General features: G+C 66.3%; 15 protein-coding genes. 8 read left to right on the top strand and 7 right to left on the bottom strand.

Annotated elements, in window-relative coordinates; all coding sequences use genetic code 11:
• Window positions 1–11 precede the first annotated feature (11 nt).
• From KBW95_RS11465 to KBW95_RS11455, 3 genes are read left to right on the top strand one after another with little or no spacing between them, the layout of a single operon-like run.
• Window positions 12–845, top strand: coding sequence for a glycosyltransferase family 2 protein (locus tag KBW95_RS11465; RefSeq protein ID WP_211528301.1), 834 nt, complete (start codon window positions 12–14; stop codon window positions 843–845).
• A complete protein-coding gene (locus tag KBW95_RS11460) occupies window positions 845–1,546 on the top strand; it encodes a PepSY domain-containing protein (protein WP_211524640.1) in 702 nt (233 codons plus the stop codon). Before KBW95_RS11465 ends, KBW95_RS11460 begins: the two co-directional genes overlap by 1 nt.
• On the top strand, window positions 1,543–2,244 hold the full coding sequence (locus KBW95_RS11455; RefSeq protein WP_211524639.1) for a PepSY domain-containing protein: 702 nt from the start codon (window positions 1,543–1,545) through the stop codon (window positions 2,242–2,244). The genes KBW95_RS11460 and KBW95_RS11455 overlap by 4 nt, the downstream gene beginning before the upstream one ends.
• 138 nt (window positions 2,245–2,382) lie before the next feature.
• On the opposite strand, the gene KBW95_RS11450 is transcribed toward KBW95_RS11455, so the two are convergent.
• Together KBW95_RS11450 and dnaE are read right to left on the bottom strand one after the other, a co-directional pair.
• Window positions 2,383–3,975, bottom strand: a complete 1,593-nt coding sequence (locus KBW95_RS11450; RefSeq protein WP_211524638.1) for a methyl-accepting chemotaxis protein — start codon at window positions 3,973–3,975, stop codon at window positions 2,383–2,385.
• 245 nt (window positions 3,976–4,220) lie between these two features.
• Window positions 4,221–7,715, bottom strand: coding sequence for a DNA polymerase III subunit alpha (gene dnaE, locus KBW95_RS11445; protein ID WP_211524637.1), 3,495 nt, complete (start codon window positions 7,713–7,715; stop codon window positions 4,221–4,223).
• 204 nt (window positions 7,716–7,919) lie between these two features.
• Here dnaE and KBW95_RS11440 point away from each other — a divergent pair, with 204 nt between their 5' ends.
• Window positions 7,920–8,795, top strand: a complete 876-nt coding sequence (locus tag KBW95_RS11440; RefSeq protein ID WP_211524636.1) for a sulfurtransferase — start codon at window positions 7,920–7,922, stop codon at window positions 8,793–8,795.
• A 117-nt stretch (window positions 8,796–8,912) separates the two neighbouring features.
• Here KBW95_RS11440 and KBW95_RS11435 read toward each other — a convergent pair whose 3' ends face one another.
• The 5 genes from KBW95_RS11435 to KBW95_RS11415 all read right to left on the bottom strand — a co-directional run bounded on the left by KBW95_RS11435 (window position 8,913) and on the right by KBW95_RS11415 (window position 15,017).
• Window positions 8,913–9,506: a DUF4214 domain-containing protein gene (locus KBW95_RS11435; protein WP_211524635.1), complete on the bottom strand. Its 594-nt coding sequence runs from the start codon at window positions 9,504–9,506 to the stop codon at window positions 8,913–8,915.
• A 228-nt stretch (window positions 9,507–9,734) separates the two neighbouring features.
• Window positions 9,735–11,072, bottom strand: a complete 1,338-nt coding sequence (locus tag KBW95_RS11430) for a TolC family outer membrane protein (protein WP_211528300.1) — start codon at window positions 11,070–11,072, stop codon at window positions 9,735–9,737.
• Between the two features lies 1 nt (window position 11,073).
• The gene (locus KBW95_RS11425; RefSeq protein ID WP_211524633.1) at window positions 11,074–12,426 is read right to left on the bottom strand and encodes an HlyD family type I secretion periplasmic adaptor subunit; all 1,353 of its coding nucleotides are present in this window, start codon (window positions 12,424–12,426) and stop codon (window positions 11,074–11,076) included.
• The gene (locus tag KBW95_RS11420; protein WP_211524632.1) at window positions 12,423–14,201 is read right to left on the bottom strand and encodes a type I secretion system permease/ATPase; all 1,779 of its coding nucleotides are present in this window, start codon (window positions 14,199–14,201) and stop codon (window positions 12,423–12,425) included. Before KBW95_RS11420 ends, KBW95_RS11425 begins: the two co-directional genes overlap by 4 nt.
• 258 nt (window positions 14,202–14,459) lie before the next feature.
• Entirely contained in the window at window positions 14,460–15,017 is a 558-nt protein-coding gene (locus tag KBW95_RS11415; protein ID WP_211528299.1) for a cytochrome C, read from the bottom strand.
• 264 nt (window positions 15,018–15,281) lie between these two features.
• On the opposite strand from KBW95_RS11415, the gene KBW95_RS11410 reads away from it, so the two are divergent.
• The 4 genes from KBW95_RS11410 to KBW95_RS11395 all read left to right on the top strand — a co-directional run.
• A complete protein-coding gene (locus KBW95_RS11410; RefSeq protein ID WP_307727647.1) occupies window positions 15,282–16,079 on the top strand; it encodes an ABC transporter permease in 798 nt (265 codons plus the stop codon).
• Between the two features lie 11 nt (window positions 16,080–16,090).
• Window positions 16,091–17,365 (top strand): ABC transporter ATP-binding protein, encoded by a 1,275-nt coding sequence (locus tag KBW95_RS11405; protein WP_211524630.1) that lies wholly within the window; start codon window positions 16,091–16,093, stop codon window positions 17,363–17,365.
• Window positions 17,366–17,396: 31 nt separating this feature from the next.
• Window positions 17,397–18,401, top strand: coding sequence for an FkbM family methyltransferase (locus KBW95_RS11400; RefSeq protein ID WP_211528298.1), 1,005 nt, complete (start codon window positions 17,397–17,399; stop codon window positions 18,399–18,401).
• On the top strand, window positions 18,398–19,441 hold a 1,044-nt coding region (locus KBW95_RS11395), incomplete at its 3' end, for an FkbM family methyltransferase (protein ID WP_211528297.1). The genes KBW95_RS11400 and KBW95_RS11395, both read left to right, overlap by 4 nt.

Below are 19,441 nucleotides of genomic sequence, written 5' to 3'. Positions count from 1 at the left end.
TTCAGGAAGCCATGCAGCAAGCACCGACAATCTCTGTCGTGATCACGACGTACAACCGGCCGGACGCCCTCACGGCGGTGGTGGAAGCCTGTTTTTTACAGGACGACAAGAATTTTGAAATCATTATCGCCGATGACGGCTCCGGTGCCAACACGAGGGACTGCATCGACGCCCTGCGCGCGCGCGCTCCGGTGCCGCTCAAGCACGTCTGGCAGCCCGACGAAGGCTTCCGCGCCGCCATGGCGCGCAACCGCGGCACGCTGGCGGCAAACGGCGACTATATCATTTTCCTCGACGGCGACTGCATTCCTCAGCGCGACTTCATCGCGCGCCACCGCGCACTGGCGCAGCCAGGCTTCCTGGTGTCGGGCAGCCGCATCCTGCTCAGCCAGCGCTTCACCGATCAGGTGCTGGCCGAGCACATCGACGTGCCGGGGCTCGGCTGGTTCGACAAGCTGCGCTACCGCCTGCGCGGCGACATGAACAAGGTGCTGCAGCTGATGCTGCGCTGGCCCGACCTGGGCCGGATCCGCCGCAAATTCAGCTGGCGCCGCATCAAGAGCTGCAACCTGGCCGTCTGGCGCGCCGACCTGGAGAAGGTCAACGGCTTCGACGAGAGCTTCGTCGGCTGGGGCCACGAGGACTCCGACCTGGTGGTGCGCCTGTTCCATGCCGGCGTGCTGCGCAAGGACGGCGCCCTCGCCACCGAGGTGCTGCACCTGTGGCACCGCGAGGCCAAACGCGACGAGGAATCGAGCAACCGCAAGGTGGTCCTGCAGCGCGCCGCCGACAAGACCATCCAGGCCACGCGCGGCCTGCGCGAGCACCAGGGCGAATCCGCCTGATGGCCGCGTCCCGCCTGCCCCTGTGGGTGCGGCGCACCCATAAATGGCTGTCCCTGGTCGTCGGCATCCAGGCCCTGCTCTGGGTGCTGGGCGGCCTGTACATGGTAGTGGTGCCGATCGAGATCGTGCATGGCGACCACCTGGCGCGCGGCGGGCGTCCCGCCCTGGCTGCCGATGCGCCGCGCATCGATCCGGCCGCGCTGGCGGCGCGCTATCCCGGCATGAGCGGTTTCGCCTTCAAGCAGCTGGGCGGGCGCGAAGTGGTCGAGGTCCGGCAGGGCAAGCAGGTGCTGTTGGCCGATGCCGCCAGCGGCGCCGCGCTCGCGCCCCTCGGCCGCGCCCAGGTCGAAGCGCTCGCCAGGGCCGCCTACCTGGGCGAGGGCGAGCTGCGCGCCATCGACTGGCTCACGACCTCCCCGCGCGAAGTCGGCGGCCGCCCGGCCCCGCTGTGGGCCGTGCACTTCGACGACATGGTGGCGACGACCCTGTACTACTCGCCTTATACCGGCGAACTGGTGACGCGCCGCCATGCGCTGTGGCGCTGGTTCGACTTCGTCTGGATGCTGCACATCATGGACTACGAGGAGCGCGAAGACGTCAACAACGGACTGCTGCGCACCAGCGCCACCGCCGCGTTCGCGATGGCGCTCAGCGGCGTGTGGCTGCTCGTGCTGTGGCTGCGCAAGAGGAAGAAGCCATGACCCGGATGATGCGCATCGCCCACAAGTGGCTGGGCCTGGTGATCGGCCTGCAGTTCCTGCTATGGGTCGCGAGCGGCCTGGTCATGAGCCTGCTCGACATGCACAAGGTGCATGGCCTGAACAGCCGCGCGCCGGCGCCTGCCGTGCGGCCGTGGATCGCGGATGCGCTGCCGGTGGGCCAGGTGCTGGCTGTGCAGGAGCGGCCGGTGGACCGGATCGCGACCGGCTGGCTGGACCAGCTGCCGGTGTACCGGCTGGCGCAGGGGAAGAACGGCTGGCTGGCGGATGCGCGCGACGGCAAGCCCGTGCGGGTCGACGCCGGCATGGCGGCGCGCCTGGCGCGCGCTTCGTACAAGGGGAACATGCCGATGCTGGCGCCGCAGCTGCTGGTGTCGACGCCGGAGGTGCGCGACCATGGCGGGCGGGTGTGGCGGGTGTACGTGCTCGACGCCGATACGACCACGATCTACGTGTCGGAACAGACCGGCGAGGTGCTGCCGCACCGGAACAGCACCTGGCGGCTGTTCGATTTCTTCTGGATGCTGCACATCATGGATTACCGGGAGCGGACGGATTTCAATCATCCGCTGGTGGTGACCAGCGCCGGGGTGGGCTTGCTGCTGACGCTGGGGGGATTGTGGCTGCTGGTGGCCACGTTCAGGGTGGCGGAGATTGTGCCGGGGAAGAGGAGGCGCTGACGGTGTTCACGCAAACTTGGGTCCCGGCCTGCGCCGGGACGACGTTGTTGTAGAGAGCGGGAAGGCTACAGCCTCGGCTTCGGACACGTACATAAGCACGTCGTCCCCGCGCAGGCCGGGACCCAAGTTTCGCACCACTTACGCAGCAATCAACTTCACCGCTTTAGGCGACCCAACACGCCGCGCCCCATCCCCCACCTTGAACACGCTCACCACCTCGGCCAGCTGCGCCGCCTGGTGCTGCATGGTCTCCGACGCCGCCGCCGCTTCCTCGACCAGCGACGCATTCTGCTGCGTCACCTGGTCCATCTGCCCGATCGCCTGGTTGATCTGCTCGATCCCCAGGGTCTGTTCCTGCGTCGCCACCATGATCTCGCCGATGATCGAGGTCACGCGCTGCACGCTGTCGACGATGTCCTTCATGGTCGTGCCGGCCTGGTCGACCAGGCGCGCGCCGTCGTCCACCTTGGCGACCGAGTCGCTGATCAGGGCCTTGATTTCCTTGGCCGCCGCCGCCGAGCGCTGCGCCAGGTTGCGCACCTCGGTCGCGACCACCGCGAAGCCCCTGCCCTGCTCGCCGGCGCGGGCGGCTTCCACCGCCGCGTTCAGCGCCAGGATGTTGGTCTGGAAGGCGATGCCGTCGATGACGCCGATGATGTCCACCACCTTCTTCGAGGACTCGTTGATCGAGGCCATGGTGTTCACCACCTGGGACACCACCTCGCCGCCGCGGTCGGCCACCGTGGACGCCGACTGCGCCAGCGCGTTGGCTTCGCGCGCATTGTCCGCGCTCTGCTTGACGGTCGAGGTCAGCTCTTCCATCGAGGACGCGGTTTCTTCCAGCGAGGAGGCCTGCTCCTCGGTGCGCGAGGACAAGTCCTGGTTGCCGGCCGCGATCTGGCAGGAGGCGGTGGCGATGGTGTCGGTGCCGCTGCGCACCTGGCTGACGATGCCGGCCAGCGCGTCGCGCATGCTCTTCATCGCGAACATCAGGCTGTGCTGGTCGCCCGGACGGATCTCCACCGGCACGCTCAGGTCGCCCGAGGCGATACGGCGCGCCGCCTCGGCCGCGGCTTCCGGCTCGCCGCCCACCGAACGCTCGATGCTGCGCACCACCGCCAGCACGACGCCGGTCAGCAGCAGGCCGATCACGGCCAGCATCACGGCCGAGGTGGCGACCGAACGGTGGAAGGCGGCGTCCACGTCGTCGACGTACAGGCCGGTCATGATGGTCCAGTTCCAGGGCTGGTACTGGATGTTGAAGGCCAGCTTGGGTTCGGGCGTGGTGCTGCCGGGCTTGGGCCAGACGAATTCCGTGAAGCCGCGGCCGCCGTCCTGCACCGCCTTGAGGGCGTCCAGGTAGACCTGACGGCCTTCCTGGTCCTTGGTCGCGTCGACGCTGGCGCCGACCAGCTCGGGCTTGATCGGATGCATCAGCACCTGCTTGTCGTTGAAGACCAGCAGGTAGCCGCTCTCGCCGTAGCGCAGCGCCTTGATGCGGGCCAGCGCCTGCTGCCTGGCTTCGTCTTCCGGCAAGGCCTTCGAGGCGGCCAGGGCGCCGAATTCCTTGGCGATCGAGAGCGCCATCTCGCCGGCATTGCCGAGCTGGGTCTTGCGCTCTTCCATGCGCAGGCTGCGGTCGCGCATGACGTTGAAAGACACCACGGTCAGCAGGCACAGCCAGCTGAGCACGAGCGGCAGGAAAAGTTTGGTACGAAAGCTCAATTTCATCGGTTCCCCTCCAGGTTGTCCCGGCTGCGCGGCACCCGGGATGCATATTTATCCTGTAAATATATCGTTCGCGCCCGGGGAAACTCGATGGCTAAAGTTTAAGTACGGCAATTTTATTTATGGAATGTGGATGCTACGTACGTGCCGGCGCTGAGATTCGTGCCACCGGTGTAGCGAATCCGCAACTACCAAAAAGCAAACGGCGCACCCGCAGGCGCGCCGTCCGGTCAAGCGCGGTGGACGAATCAGTATTCGACCGCCACGCCCTTCGCCCCGAGCGTGAGCTCGAGCGCATGCTTGAGCTGGTCGGAAGGCGCCACGCGCCAGTCGTCGCCCAGCTGCATCACGCATTCGATGCCCTGCGGGCTGATGCGCAGGCTGACCGGCAAGCCGTCCTGCACGCGGTAGGGCTGCAGCACCTCGGCGATCTTGGCCGGGCTGACCGTGGTGGCCAGGTCCATCTCCAGCTTGTGGCCGTACTGGATGCGCGAGGCCGCGATGTCGAACGCCTTCTCGGCGGTGATGCGCAGGCCGCCGTTGAAGCGGTCTTCCGACACCTTGCCGACCACCAGCAGGAATTCGTCTTCCTTGAAGATGTTCTTGTTGGCCTCGAACAGCTCGCTGTAGATGGTCACTTCGACCACGCCGGTCTTGTCGTCCAGCGAGACGATCAGGATCTTGCCGCGCTGGGTCATCTGGGTGCGCACGCCGGTGATCACGCCGCACAGCATGCGCGGATCGCGCGAGGGCTCCAGGTCCTTGAGCTTGGTCTTGGCGAAGCGCCGCACCTCGGCCGCATAGGAGTCGAACATGTGGCCCGACAGGTAGTAGCCGAGCGCGATCTTTTCCTCCGCCAGCTTCTGGCGGTCGGTCCAGGGCGTGGCCTTGACGTATTCCGGCGGGGCCACCAGGTCGCTGTCGTCGCCGCCGAACAGGCTGACCTGGTTGGCCGAGGCGGCCGCCTGGTCCGCCACTTCGATGGCGAAGCCGACCGATGCCAGCAAGACCGCGCGGTCGACGCCGAAGCAGTCCATCGCGCCCGCCCGAATGAGGGATTCGACGGTGCGGCGGTTGATCTGCTTGCGGTCCACGCGCTTGCAGAAGTCGAACAGGTCCTTGAACCTGCCGCCCGATTCGCGCGCCGCGATGATCGCCTCGATCGCGCCCTGGCCGGCGCCCTTCACGCCGCCCAGGCCGTAGCGGATGTTGGCCACCTGCTTGCCGGTGACGGAGCGCGGCGGGCCTTCCGGGGTGAAGCGGAAATGCGATTCGTTGACGTCCGGCGGCAGGATGGTCAGCTTGCAGACGTCGATCGCGTCCTCGACCAGGATCTTGATCTTGTCCGTGTCTTCCATGGCCAGCGACATGTTGGCTGCCATGAACGCGGCGGTGTGATGGACCTTGAGGTAGGCCGTGTGGTAGGACAGCAGCGCGTAGGCGGCGGCGTGCGACTTGTTGAAGCCGTAGCCCGCGAACTTCTCCATCAAGTCGAAGATCTCGTCGGCCTTCTCTTGCGACAGGCCGTCCTTGGCGGCGCCGGCGCGGAAGATCGCGCGGTGCTCGGCCATCTCCTCGGCCTTCTTCTTGCCCATCGCGCGGCGCAGCATGTCCGCGCCGCCGAGCGAATAGCCGCCCACGATCTGCGCCATCTGCATCACCTGCTCCTGGTAGACCATGATGCCGTAGGTCTCGGACAGGATGGACTCGGTGCGCGGATCGGGGTAGTCGAACTTCTCGCCGTGCTTGCGCTTGCAGAAGTCGGGAATCAGGTCCATCGGGCCCGGGCGGTAGAGCGCCACCAGCGCGATGATGTCCTCGAAGCGGTCGGGGCGCGCATCCTTCAGCATGCCCTGCATGCCGCGCGATTCAAGCTGGAAGATCGCGACCGTCTTGGCGTCGGAGAGCAGCTTGTACGACGGCCGGTCGGTGAGCGGCAAGGTTTCGAGGTTGAAGTCGGCGTCGGCCGGGTCGAGCGCGCGGATGTAGTTGACCGCGCGGTCGAGGATGGTCAGGGTGGTCAGGCCCAGGAAGTCGAACTTCACCAGGCCGACGGCTTCCACGTCGTCCTTGTCGTATTGCGAGACCACGCCCGAGTCGCCGGACTGGGTGTAGAGCGGGCAGAAATCGGTCAGCTTGCCGGGGGCGATCAGCACGCCGCCGGCGTGCATGCCGATGTTACGGGTGATGCCTTCCACCTGCTGCGCCAGCTCGAGCAGCTGCTTGACCTCTTCCTCGTTCTCGAGGCGCTCCTTGAGCAGCGGTTCCTCTTCGATCGCCTCGGCGATCGAGACCTGCTTGCCCGGCTTGAAGGGAATCAGCTTGGAGACGCCGTCGCAGAAGTTGTAGCCGAAATCGAGCACGCGGCCGACGTCGCGGATCGCGCCCTTGGCCGCCATGGTGCCGAAGGTCGCGATCTGCGACACCGCGTCGCGGCCGTACAGGTCTTTCACGTGCTGGATCACCAGTTCGCGCTTTTCCTGGCAAAAGTCGATGTCGAAGTCGGGCATCGAGACGCGTTCCGGGTTCAGGAAGCGTTCGAACAGCAGGTTGTACTTGAGCGGGTCGAGGTCGGTGATCTTGAGCGCGTAGGCGACCAGCGAGCCGGCGCCCGAGCCGCGGCCCGGACCGATCGGCACGCCGTTGTTCTTGCCCCACTGGATGAACTCCGCAACGATCAGGAAGTATCCAGGGAACTTCATGTTGATGATCGTCTGGTTCTCGAACTCCAGGCGCGCTTCGTAGCGGGGGCGCTCCTTCTCGCGCTGTACCGGATCCGGGTAGAGCTGCACCAGGCGCTCCTCCAGGCCCTTCTTGGTCTCGGCCACCAGGTATTCGTCGATGGTCATGCCCGGGGTCGGGAAGTTCGGCAGCTGCGGCTTGCCCAGGGTGAGGGTGACGTTGCAGCGCTTGGCGATCTCCACCGAGTTGGCGAGCGCGCCCGGCAGGTCGGCGAACAGGCGCGCCATCTCTTCCTGCGACTTGAAGCACATCTCTTCGTTGAAGCGGCGCACGCGCTTGGCGTTGGCCAGCATCTCGCCCTCGGCGATGCAGACGCGCGCTTCGTGGGCGATGAATTCGTCCTTGCTGAGGAACTGCACCGGGTGGGTGGCCACCACCGGCAGGCCGAGGCGCGAGGCCAGCGCCACCGAGTGGCGCACCTGCTGCTCCTGGTTGGGCTGGCCGGCGCGCTGGATCTCGATGTAGAAGTGGCCGGGGAAGATGCGCGCCCAGCGCTGGGCCGCGGCTTCCGCCTTGGCCAGGTCGCCGTTGTCGATGGCCTGGCCGATGTCGCCGAAGTGGGCGCCCGAGAGCACGATCAGGGCGTCGTGCTGCGGGGTCTCCGGTTCCAGGGTCGAAACGCTGGTGGCCAGGGCTTCGAGCCATTCGACGCGGATCTCCGCCCTGCCCTTGTACTGGTTGGTGAGCCAGGCCTTGGACAGCAGGTCGCACAGCTGCAGGTAGCCGGTGCGGTTCTTGGCCAGGATCAGCAGGCGGAAAGGTTTGTCGCGGTTGTCGTCGTTGGTGATCCAGGCGTCGACCCCGACGATCGGCTTGATCCCCTTGCCGCGCGCCGCCTTGTAGAAGCGCACCAGGCAGAACGTGTTGGCCAGGTCGGTAACGGCCAGCGCTGGCTGCTGGTCCTTGGCGGCCGCGCCCACCAGCTCGTCAATACGGACCAGGCCGTCGACGATGGAGTACTCGGAGTGGACACGCAGGTGGGTGAAGATCGGGGAGGTCATCCTGACATTTTACCTTGCTCGGGCGGTGCGATGAAGCAATACGCGGGTCTGGCTGTTGCTTATAAACACGACAACGGGCGTGCATACCATCCAGCAACATTGTTGCTTGCCGAGTACGCCAACCGACCAAGAATGCCCTGACCCAGCGGCATGCACCCCACCCTGCCTTATAATATCGCCTTGACTTTTCACCGCGTATCCGCCATGTCCACCCAGTACGTCAACATCGCCGCCTACAAATTCGTCACGCTCGACAACTTGGAAGAGCTGCGTCCGCAATACCAGGACCTGTGCAACGAACTGGGCCTGAAGGGCACCGTGCTGCTGACCCCGGAAGGCATCAACATGTTCCTCTCGGGTACGCGCGAGCACATCGACCAGTACCTGGCCTGGGTGCGCAGTGACGCCCGCCTGGCGGACCTGGAGTGGAAGGAAAGCCTGTCGGCCGAGCAGTCGCACAAGCGCATGCTGGTGAAGATCAAGAAAGAGATCATCACCATGCGCATGCCCCTGATCAAGCCGGAACTCGGCCGTGCACCCTCGGTCGATCCGCAGACGCTCAAGCGCTGGCTCGACCAGGGCCACGACGACGAGGGCGTGCCGGTGGTGATGATGGAAACCCGCAATGCCTTCGAGGTCGATGTCGGCACCTTCAACAACACGCTCGACTACCGCATCGACAAGTTCACCGAATTCCCGGAAGTCGCGGCCCAGCACAAGGATGAGCTGGCCGGCAAGACCGTCGTCACCTTCTGCACCGGCGGCATCCGCTGCGAAAAAGCGGCGATCCACATGAAAAACATCGGCTACGACCGTGTTTACCAGCTCGAAGGCGGCATCCTGAAGTATTTCGAGGAAGTCGGCGGCGACCACTACACGGGCGACTGCTTCGTGTTCGACTACCGCACCGCCCTCAATCCCAAGCTGGAACCGACCGAAACCGCCCAATGCTTCGCCTGCCGCGCCGTGGTGACGCCGCGCCAGCAATTGTCGCCGCAGTATGTGGTGGGAGTGTCTTGCCCGCATTGCGCGCCGGAGACCGCGGGAGAAGCGGCCTCCGGGCAAGGTGCAGCTGCATGATGCAGTTTGCGTGAGTTTCTTTCAACGCGGCACAGCGTTTGAAATATTCTTTCACGTTTGCGCGGACGCCAGGTCCGTGCGAATTCAGGAACAGCTAAGCAGAATCAGCTAAGTCAGTCAGAAACCGGTCGGGCTGCCTACAATCGTGATGTCGTCCATGCCGGTCGGCGGCGACATCATCTTGGTGATCCAGGTATCCACATAGCCCGGGTCGTTGCCTGCGGCCGCGCTCTGGATATCCTTCACCGACGTGACGAAATCGACCGCGACATTGATCGCAGCCTCGCCCGCATAGGCCGCGACTTCGTTCGGCTGGTCGAGACGGGTGGTGAAGGTGTGCGCCGCCGAGGCCTTGCCGTTCAGGAGGAAGCCGTCGCTGTTGCCGGCCGCCGCTCGCGACACGTCGGTCACGATGTAGTCGATCGTGATCACGCCGCGGTCCATCAGGTCGGTCCAGTAATTCAAGCCGCCCGTGTCCGCCTCGCGCGCGAACAGGTTCTCGTAGACCTTGCTGACGATCTGGCGATTGGTCATGCCCGCATACTCGTCGCGGTATTCTTGCGACAGCCCGAACTGGCGCGAAATCTCGAGCAGGGCGTTGGGGTTGTAGCTCAGTGCATTCAACCAGTAATTCAGGCCGCCCGGATCCGCCGGACGGCCGAAGTAGGCCACATAGAGTTTCTGCACTGCGATTGCATTACTGTCTGCCATTTTGAGCCTCCTTAAGTTTGGTAGAGCCGATGCTACTCCAACCATCAAAAAAGCGGCGCAAACAACTGAAGAGTGCGTGAGATGCTTTCTTTTGAGCGATATTTCCCAAAAGATAGCAGCAAGTTAACTGCAGATAAATACCGACAGAACTCAGCCATACGGCGAACCCGGATACTGCCGGGTTCGCCCTACGGGCCAATGGATGAGTTTCCGGAGAATGCGGAAAGATCAGCGGAAGTAGGCGGCGATCTCGCGGATCGCGTCGTTTTCCAGAGTGCCGGCCGCCGCGCGCAGGCGCATCAAGCCGACGAGGTAGGTGTAGCGCGCCTGGGCCAGGTCGCGCTGGCTGGTGAACAGCTGCTGCTGGGCGTTGAGCAGGTCGAGGTTGATGCGCACCCCGCCCTTGATGCTCTGCTCGGTGGCGGTCATCAGGAGCTTTCCCGACTCGACCGCCTTGATCAGGGCGTCGATCTTGCGTCCGCTGCTGGTCACCAGGCTGTGGGCTTTTCGCAACTCAACCAGGGTCTGGTTGGTCAGCGAATCCAGTTCCGCCTGCGCCCGGCCGTAGCTGGCCGCGGCCTGGCGCGTGCTGGCGCTGACGGCGCCGCCGGAATAGATCGGAATATTCACCTGCACGCCGAGCTGGCGGTTGGTGTTTTCCTGGCCCAGGAAGTTCAGGGTTTCGCTGTCGGCCTTGCTGTAAACGGCCACGAAATCGACGCGCGGCAGGTGGCCGGCCTTGTTGCGGCCGATGTCCAGGCGCGCGTTCTCGACCGCCAGGCGGGCGGCCGCCAGCTGGTTGTTGCGCGCCAGCGCCAGCTTGCTCCATTCCTCGAACGAGGACGGGTTCAGGGCCGGCGGGCGAAAATCGTCGCCCAGGCGCTCCAGCTCGCCCGGATCCATGCCGATCACCCCTTCCAGGGTCTCGCGCGCGGCCTTCAGGTTGTCCTGGGATTCGATCAGCTGGGCTTCGGCCAGGTCGAGCCGGGCCTGGGTTTCCAGCATGTCGGTCTTGGTGCCCTCGCCTTTTTCGAACAGGCGCTGGTTGACCTTCTGCTGCTCCAGGTGGGCGTCGCGCTGCACCCGCGCCAGCGCCAGCTGGTCCTGGGCGAACAGCACGTCCAGGTAGGAACTCACCACCCGCACCGACACCTCGTCGATGCCGGCCTCGTACAGCTCGCCGCTCTGGGCGCTCTGCACCTTGCCCTGGCGGTAGCGCATGATCGCGTCCAGGTTGAACAGCGGCTGGCGCAGCTGCACCACGCCTGAGCGGCTGGTGTATTTGGGATGGGTCACGACCGGCGCCGCGCCGATGCGCGCGAATTCCTGGTCGGCCACGTTCTTGCCGTAGGAAAAGCTGCCGGCGATATTCGGCAGCAGCTGCGCGCGTCCTAGCTTGCTCAGCTCCTTGCCGGATTCGTTTTCGTAGAAGCGCATGCGGAACTGCGGGTCGTGCTTCAGCGCGGCCTCGTAGGCCTGCTGCAGGGTGACGGCGCCGGCGCCGCCCGCCGACAGCGACAGCAAGAGGCCCACGGCACCGGCGCGAATAGCGAAGGTCGCGCGCATGTCAGTCCTCACTGAGCGCCGAATGGGCGCGGTCGACGATGGGTTTGAGCAGATAGTTCATCATGGTGCGCTCGCCGGTCTTGACGAACAGTTCCACCGGCATGCCGGGACGGATGTCCATCTTGTGCTGGGCGATCTTGCGCGCCCCTTCCGGCGTCACCTTGACGTGCACCTTGTAATAGGGGAAGCCGGTGCGCTCGTCGACGCTGCGGTCGGCCGAGACATGGGTCAGCTCGCCCTCGATGTGCGGGGTCTTGTTGGTGTTGAAGGCCGAGAAGATCAGCTCGACCGGCAGGCCCGGACGCACCTTGTCGACCAGGTTGGTCGGCAGCTGGCCGTCGACGATCAGCGGCGCGCCGCTGGGCACGATTTCCATCAGCTTGAAGCCGGGAGGCACCACGCCGCCGTTGGTGAACACGGCCAGGTTGACCACCGTGCCGCTGGCCGGCGCCCTGACCTCGACATTGCCCAGTTCGAAGCGCTGGGCTTGCAGGCGCGCGCGATGGGCGTCGGCTTCCTTGCGGTAGTCCGACAGCTGGGTGCGCACTTCCTTCTGGTATTCCTGCAGGCGCTGGGCGCGGCGCAGGCTCAGCTCCGTCACCTGGCGCTGGGAGCGGCCGATGTTGCCGATATCCTCGGAAATCGCCCCGCCCAGCTGGGCGTAGGTGCGCTCCAGGTCGAGCAGGCGGTTGCGGGCGACATAGCCTTCCCTGGCCAGGTCGCGCATGCCGGCCAGCTGTTCCTTGAGGATGGCGACCTGCTCCTTCTTGCTGTCGCGCGATTCCTGCAGGCCGGCCACCTGCAGCTTGAGGCCGGCGATGCTTTCGTCCAGGCCGCCCACTTCGTTCTGCAGCGAACCCTGGCGCGACAGCAGCAGCTGTTCCTGCAGGCTCATCAGCTCGGAGACGCGCGGCTCGCTGCGGCGCTTGAGCAGCTCGTCGGGGAAGACGATCTTCTTCTTGCCGTCGCGCTCGGCTTCCAGGCGCGCCACGTGGGCCAGCGCGGTCAGGTACTGGGTCTCGGTGACCTCGACCGCCGACTGGGCGGTGACCGGGTTCATGCGCACCAGGACCTGGCCCTGCTTGACCACGTCGCCGTCGCGCACCAGCAGCTGCTGGATGGTGCCGCCGGCCAGATGCTGGACCGCCTGGCGGTTGCTCTCGGCCGCCACCGTGCCGCTCAGGGGCACGCCCTTGTCCAGCGGCGCCAGCAGCGCCCACAGCAGGAAGCCGCCGACGCCCAGCAGCACGATCAGCCAGCCCATGCGGCTGAAGGCGCGCGCATCGGTGTTGACTTCGAGCGGAGTCACGTCGTGGGCGACGACTTCCGCGGTCTCGTTCTTCAGCAAGTTCATGGATTCGATCCTCCGCTGGCCGCCGGGGCCGCCGGAGCCGGCTGCCGGCCCTGGGCCGCGGCCTGCGCGGCCTGGGCCGCCTGCATGGCCTTGGTATTGGCTTCCGCCAGCGCCGCCAGCACCTGCTGGGTCGGCCCGAACATATGGACGCTGCCTTCGCGCATCAGGAGCAGCTTGGTGGTGACGCCGATCGCGCTCGGCCGGTGGGTGATCAGGACGATGGTCTTGCCGCGCTGGCGCAGGTCGGCGATCGCCGCCACCAGGGCCTGCTCGCCGGCGTCGTCCAGGTTGGAGTTCGGTTCGTCGAGCACGATCAGCGAAGGGTCGCCGTACATCGCGCGCGCCAGGCCGATGCGCTGCTTCTGGCCGCCGGACAGGCCGGCGCCGCCGTCGCCCAGCTTGGTGTCGTAGCCTTCCGGGAAATGCAGGATCAGGTCGTGCACGCCGGCGCGCTTGGCCGCTTCCACCACCTTCTCCGCATCGACTTCGCCGAAGCGCGCGATGTTTTCGCTGACGGTGCCGCCGAACAGTTCGATGTCCTGCGGCAGGTAGCCCAGGTAGGGCCCGAGTTCGGCCTTGTTCCAGTGGTGGACGTCGGCGCCGTCCAGGCGCACCTTGCCCATCATGGCCGGCCAGACGCCCACCAGCAGGCGCGCCAGGGTCGACTTGCCCGAGCCGCTGGGGCCGATGACGCCCAGCACGTCGCCCGGCTGGATGCCGAAGCTGACGTTCTTGACGATCGGGTTGCGCATGCCAGGGGGCGCCGCGGTCACGCCTTCCACGGTCAGCACGCCCTGGGGACGGGGCAGCGCCATGCCGGCTTCGCGCGCGGGATTGGCTTCCAGCAGCTTGGTCAGGCGCTCGTAGGCGCTGCGCACCGTGCTCACGCTCTTCCACACCGCGATCACCTGCTGCACCGGCTGCAGGGTGCGGCCGACCAGGATCGAGGCGGCGATCATCATGCCCGGCGTGATCCGGTTTTCCAGCACCAGCAAGGCGCCGAAGCCGAGCACCAGGGACTGCAGCGCGGTCTGCACGAACTTGGTGGCGGCGCCGATGACGCCGGCCTTCTGGCTGGCGTCGGCCTGCAGGTTCAGGAACTTGCCGTGCATCTTGAACCAGCGGCCGATCAGGTTGGGCAGCATGCCCATCGATTCGATCACTTCGGCGTTGCGCAGGTTGTTGGTGGCCAGGGTGCTGGCCGCGATCGCCATGGTGTTCGCTTCCGACAGCGGCTTCTTGGTGACGCGCTCGTTGATATAGGCCAGCGCCACCAGGATGATGGTGCCGCCCAGGGCGAACAGGCCCAGGGTGGGCTCGAAGAAGAAGATGACGATCAGGTAGATCGGGAACCAGGGCGCGTCGAAGAAGGCGAACAGCGCGTTCCCGGTCAGGAACTGGCGCAGGCTGGTCAGGTCGTTCAGGGCCTGGCCGCCGTTCGCGCCGGCCTGCTTCAGGCTCTGCTCGAAGGAGGCGGTATAGATGCGCTTGTTGAGCATCATGTCGAAGCGCGCGCCCACCCGCACCAGCACGAAGGCGCGGATGGTCTCCAGCGCTCCCATGAACAGGAAGGCGCCCAGCATCAGCAGGGTCAGCATCAGGAGTGTGATCTCGTTGCGGCTGGCCAGGACCCGGTCGTAGACCTGCAGCATGTAGATCGAGGGCACCAGCATCAGGAGGTTGATGATGGCGCTGAAGGTGCCGATCGTCCAGAACGTGCGCTTGAAGGCCAGCAGGACGCGGCCGATTTCGGTTTTATCGTCTAAGAGTTTCATCTGTGATGCGTCATCTGTGATGCGTCATCGGTATGGCGCGTTCGGAAGCTGACATGGCGGGAACTTCCCGCCAGAAATTAGAGCACGGCGCATTATGGCGTAAAAGCCGCGGAGCTTGTGACGCACGTCACAATTCATTGCATATTCTACAATATTATTGTGCGGGATCCGATTGACGGACGTGCGGTGCCGCCGCCCGTAAGTACGGGCGGGGGAGCTTGAGGAGACGTGGACGGGCGCTACCGGGAGGCAGACCGTTTATTTCAGAGCGGCCGCAGCCCCCGGCGGCGGCCCCGGGAACTGGACCGCCGGCCCGGCCGGCGCCTGGCCCGGCGGCAGATAGGCCGGCGCCGGCTTGCCGGCCGGCCCGAGGTGGCGCACGAAGCGGTAGATCGCGCGCAGGTCTTCCTTGTCCATGTCGCGCAGCGCGAACCAGGGCATGGGCGGCCGCAGCTTGACGGTCTGGGCAGCCTTGATCCAGTCGTCTTCGCCGAGGGCCGTCATCGTCATGCGCAGGTTGGCCGGGTAGGTTGTGCCCCAGGGGCCGCGAAAGCCGAGCTGGTCGCCGAGCAACCATTCTTTTTCCGGCACCTGCCCCGCGGTCTGCGCATAGCCCGCCGTATGGCAGTCGTTGCAGCCGGCGATGCGCACCAGGTAGCGGCCGCGCTCGATGTACTGGGTGTCCGCCGCATTGGTGGAGACCGGCTTGCGGGCCGGCTGGCCGGCGGCGAAGGCCGCGGCCGGCAGGCAGAGCGCCAGCAGCGCGGCGGCCTGTGCGGCTGTTCTTCTACGAAGCTGATCGATGCTGTTTCCCATGTTGGACTCCCGCCTGATGTGTAAGTATTAGTTAGTCCGGCTCGCCGATACTAGGTTAAGCTTGCCAAGTCATCAAGAAGGAATTCTTAATAAGAGACGTCATTCGGATAGGGTGGGAATGTGTCGCACGCTTGGACAATTCGTTACAATTGGACAATAAGACAACAGGACCGTGGAGTATAATTTTTTCGCCCACCCGGCCTTGCTTATGATGACGACAACTACCACGCCTTCTTTCGAGGCGCCTGCCGCGCCGATCAACCCATGATGCCCCTGATGCTGCGAAGCCTGTGGACCTACCGCGGTTTCGTGCTGGGCAGCGTGAAGCGCGAGTTCCAGTCGAAATACGCGAACGCCATCCTGGGCGCGCTCTGGTCGCTGCTCAGTCCACTGGCCATGATCCTGGTGTACACGGTGATCTTCGCCGAGGTGATGCGCGCCCGCCTGCCCGGCAGCGAATCCAGCCTGGCCTATTCGGTCTACCTGTGCGCCGGCATCCTCACCTGGGGCTTGTTCGCCGAAATCGTCGCGCGCGGCCAAAACATGTTCATCGAGCAAGCCGAACTACTCAAGAAAGTCAGCTTCCCGCGCATCGCCCTGCCCGTCATCGCGGTGCTGAACGCGCTGGTCAACTTCGGCATCATCTTCGGCCTGTTCACCGTCTTCCTCCTCGCCAGCGGCAACTTCCCCGGCCCGGCCTACGCCGCCCTGCTCCCGGTCCTGCTGCTGATGGTGCTGCTGGCCCTGGGCATCGGCATGGTCAGCGGGATCCTGAACGTCTTCTTCCGCGACGTCGGCCAGTTCATGGGCATCGCCATGCAGTTCTGGTTCTGGTTCACGCCCATCGTCTACCCGGCCTCGATCCTGCCGGAGCACGTGCGCGGGCTGCTGGCCTGGAATCCGATGTTTCCCGTGATCGCGGCCTGCCAGGACATCCTGGTGCGCGGCGCATGGCCGGCCTGGCGCGGCCTGGCGCCGGTGCTGGTCCTGGCCCTGCTGCTGTGCGTGCTGGGACTGCGCATGTTCCGCAAGCGCGCCGGCGAAATGGTGGACGAACTGTAATGGGCGCAGTCATGGGCACAATCGTCGCACAGGGCCTGGGCAAGGCCTATAAACAATACCGCTCGCGCTGGGCGCGGGTGGCCGACTGGGTGCTGCCGGGCGGGCCGCGCCATGCGCTCAAGTGGGTGCTGCAGGACATCAGCTTCGCCATCCGGCCGGGCGAGGCGGTCGGCCTGATCGGCGTCAACGGCGCCGGCAAGAGCACTCTGCTCAAGCTGATCACCGGCACCACCCAGCCCACCTGCGGCGCCGTCGGCCTGGAAGGCCGCGTGGCCGCCCTGCTGGAGCTGGGCATGGGCTTCCATCCCGACTTCACGGGACGCCAGAACGCCGTGCTGGCCGGCCAGCTGCTGGGGCTGAAGCTGGAAGAGATCGAAGCGAGGATGGCCGACATCCTCGAGTTCGCCGACATCGGCGACTACATCGACCAGCCGGTGCGGGTCTACTCGAGCGGCATGCAGGTGCGCCTGGCCTTCAGCGTGGCCACCTGCGTGCGCCCCGACATCCTGATCGTGGACGAGGCGCTGGCCGTGGGCGACGTGTTCTTCCAGCAGAAATGCTACGCCCGCATCGAGCGCTTCATCCAGGCCGGCACCACCCTGCTGTTCGTGTCGCACAGCGCCGGCACCATCCTGAACATCTGCGACCGCTGCATCTTCCTGCGCGGCGGCCGCATCGCCTTCGACGGCGCGCCGGCCGACGCCCTCGACCTGTACCAGGCCGAGCTGCTGGGACGGGCCGACCAGGCGCCGGACGCGATCCGGATCCACACCGCCCCCGTCCAGCCCCTCGAACGGGCCCACATGACGGCGCTCGCGGGCAAGACCGGCAGCATCACCACCGCCGCCGCCGACTGCGTCGGCGTGCGCCTGCTGGACCGCCACGGCCACGAGCGCACGACCCTGGTGGCGGACGAGCCGGCGACCCTGCAGATCGACTACCTGCTGCACCAGGACGTGGCCGACCCGCATGTCGGCTTCAAGATCCGCAACCGCTTCGGCGCCGTGCTGTTCGAGACCAACAGCTATTGCATGCGGCGCGCGCCGGGGCCGGCCGCCGCCGGCGCGGTGCTGAGCGCCGGCTTTTCCCTGAACCTGAACCTGTTCCCGGACGAATACACCCTCACCGTCGGCCTGGGCGCCGGCGGCCATGGCGAAGGCTCGTTCGAGAACGTGCTGAACTACCTGCACGAGGTGCACAGCTTCGTGGTGGCCCCGAATCCCGCCTCCATCACCTGGGGCGGCCTGGTCAACCTGCATCCGCAGCTGCAGTTCAGCGTCCGCTGAGTCACTAACAAGAGCCCATTAACGAGAACCCATGCCAGATACCAGCGCAACCCATCATGCCATCGTGCGCAGCCTGTACCGGGGCTTCCTGGGCCGCGAACCCGACCCCGCCGGCCGGGCCTACTGGAGCGCGCGCCTGGCCGAAGGCGCCGGGGCCCAGGAGCTCGTCGCGGCGCTGATGGATTCCGAGGAATACCGCCTCGGCCACGGCACCGAGGGCAGCCTGGATGCGCTCAAGCGCCGCATCGCCGGCGAGGCCGCCGGCCTGCTGGCGCGCCCGCTGACCGTGGTCGACATCGGCGCCCAGGAACTCGAGACCGAGGAGCACATTTATGCGCCGCTGACGCGCCAGGGCCTGCCCTACCGCATCGTCGGCTTCGAGCCGCAGCAGGAAAAGATCGCGGCCAGCCGCCTGCGCAATCCGGACAGCCGGGTCACCCTCCATCCGACCTTCATCGGCGACGGCGGCACGCACACCTTCCACATCAACAGCGACGACGCCACCTCTTCGCTGCTGCCCTTCAACCGCGAGCTCACCAGCCAGCTGCGCGACCTGGACCACCTGCACACCCTGCGCACCGAGCAGGTCGCGACCAGCCGCCTGGACGAGGTGCTGGCGGACCTCGAGGCGGTCGACTTCCTGAAGCTCGACATCCAGGGCTTCGAATTGCCGGTGCTGCGCCATGCGAGCGCCGTGCTGGCGCGCACCAACGTCGTGCACTGCGAAGTGGCCTTCGCGCCGATCTATGCCGGCCAGGCCCTGTTCTCGGAGATCGAGATCCTGCTGCGGTCGGCCGGCTTCCACCTGCTGGACTTCCATTCGCTGTGCCGCTATCCCAGCGTCGACGGCGGCGGCCACCGCTCGCGCGACCGTCTCGGCTGGGGCGACGCCGTGTTCGTGCGCGAAACCGCGAGCACGCAGGACTTGCTGGCCCAGGCGCTGGTGCTGCTGTTCGTCTACGACAAGCCTTCGGCGGCGGCCGCGCTGGCGCGCCGCGCCGGCTTCGGCCGCCTGTTCGGGGACACCACCGCATGAAGCACGACTACTTCCTCTCCTACGCCCAGAACAACGAGGACGTGCTGCTGTGGCGCGCCCTCGGCCACGTGCAGGGCGGCTTCTACATCGACGTCGGCGCCAACGACCCGGTCGAGCATTCGGTCACCAAGGCCTTCTACGACCGCGGCTGGCGCGGCATCAGCATCGAACCCCTGCCCTCCTTCCACCAGGCCTTCCTGGCGCAGCGCCCGCGCGACGTCAACCTGGCGGTCGCGGCCGGCGCGCGGGACGGCGAACTGACCTTGTACGACGTCCCGGACGTGCGCGGCTGGGCCTCGCCGGACGCCGCGGTGGCCGAGCAGCACCGCGCCGAAGGCCACGCCATCGCCGAGCTGACGGTGCCGGTGCGCACCCTGGCCTCGGTGTGCGCCGAGCACGTGCACGGGGACATCCACTTCCTGAAGATCGATGTCGAAGGCTTCGAGGGCGAGGTGCTGCGCGGGATGGACTTCGCGCGCTGGCGCCCGTGGATCCTGGTGATCGAAGCGACCCTGCCGAACAGCCGCGCCACCAACCACGACAGCTGGGAGCCGCTGGTCACCGGGCAGGGCTACCGCTACGTCTGGTTCGATGGCCTGAACCGCTACTACGTGGCGCAGGAGCATCCGGAACTGGTGGACAAGTTCGGCATCCAGCCCAATGTGTTCGACGCCTACATTTCGCACCACCTGGATGCGGCCTGGCGCGCCGGCGGCGCCGCCGGCGAAGCCCTGCGCGACGCGCACGAGCAGGTCCGCGAACTGCGGGACATGCTGGACGCGGCCCATGCCCGCGCCGAGCAGGCGGCCAGGGAAAAGATGCATGCCGACGCCCAGATCGGCGCCCTGACCCAGAGCGTGGCGCTGGAACAGGCCAACGCCGAAAAGCTGCTGGCCTGGGCCAAGAGCATGGAAGCGACCATCCTCGCGATCCACGCCAGCACCTCGTGGCGGGTGACCCGCCCCGTGCGCATGGCCGGATCCGTGGGGGGGGGGCGGGGGCCCCCCCCCCCCCCCCCCGCAGGGGGGCCCCCCCCCCCC

This window comes from Massilia sp. ZL223 (assembly GCF_018119395.1).
GTDB lineage: Bacteria > Pseudomonadota > Gammaproteobacteria > Burkholderiales > Burkholderiaceae_D > Telluria.
The sequence above is the reverse complement of the archived record's forward strand: the minus strand, read 5'-3'. Positions and strand labels throughout refer to the sequence as shown.

What these genes read in the sequence shown, in the direction of transcription:
- dnaE (WP_211524637.1), bottom strand. Translation starts at nt 7,715, where the DNA reads ATGACCTCCCCGATCTTCACCCACCTGCGTGTCCACTCCGAGTACTCC.
- KBW95_RS11420 (WP_211524632.1), bottom strand. Translation starts at nt 14,201, where the DNA reads ATGAAACTCTTAGACGATAAAACCGAAATCGGCCGCGTCCTGCTGGCC.
- KBW95_RS11440 (WP_211524636.1), top strand. Translation starts at nt 7,920, where the DNA reads ATGTCCACCCAGTACGTCAACATCGCCGCCTACAAATTCGTCACGCTC.
- KBW95_RS11460 (WP_211524640.1), top strand. Translation starts at nt 845, where the DNA reads ATGGCCGCGTCCCGCCTGCCCCTGTGGGTGCGGCGCACCCATAAATGG.
- KBW95_RS11405 (WP_211524630.1), top strand. Translation starts at nt 16,091, where the DNA reads ATGGGCACAATCGTCGCACAGGGCCTGGGCAAGGCCTATAAACAATAC.
- KBW95_RS11415 (WP_211528299.1), bottom strand. Translation starts at nt 15,017, where the DNA reads ATGGGAAACAGCATCGATCAGCTTCGTAGAAGAACAGCCGCACAGGCC.
- KBW95_RS11450 (WP_211524638.1), bottom strand. Translation starts at nt 3,975, where the DNA reads ATGAAATTGAGCTTTCGTACCAAACTTTTCCTGCCGCTCGTGCTCAGC.
- KBW95_RS11465 (WP_211528301.1), top strand. Translation starts at nt 12, where the DNA reads ATGCAGCAAGCACCGACAATCTCTGTCGTGATCACGACGTACAACCGG.
- KBW95_RS11430 (WP_211528300.1), bottom strand. Translation starts at nt 11,072, where the DNA reads ATGCGCGCGACCTTCGCTATTCGCGCCGGTGCCGTGGGCCTCTTGCTG.
- KBW95_RS11410 (WP_307727647.1), top strand. Translation starts at nt 15,282, where the DNA reads ATGATGCCCCTGATGCTGCGAAGCCTGTGGACCTACCGCGGTTTCGTG.
- KBW95_RS11435 (WP_211524635.1), bottom strand. Translation starts at nt 9,506, where the DNA reads ATGGCAGACAGTAATGCAATCGCAGTGCAGAAACTCTATGTGGCCTAC.
- KBW95_RS11400 (WP_211528298.1), top strand. Translation starts at nt 17,397, where the DNA reads ATGCCAGATACCAGCGCAACCCATCATGCCATCGTGCGCAGCCTGTAC.
- KBW95_RS11455 (WP_211524639.1), top strand. Translation starts at nt 1,543, where the DNA reads ATGACCCGGATGATGCGCATCGCCCACAAGTGGCTGGGCCTGGTGATC.
- KBW95_RS11425 (WP_211524633.1), bottom strand. Translation starts at nt 12,426, where the DNA reads ATGAACTTGCTGAAGAACGAGACCGCGGAAGTCGTCGCCCACGACGTG.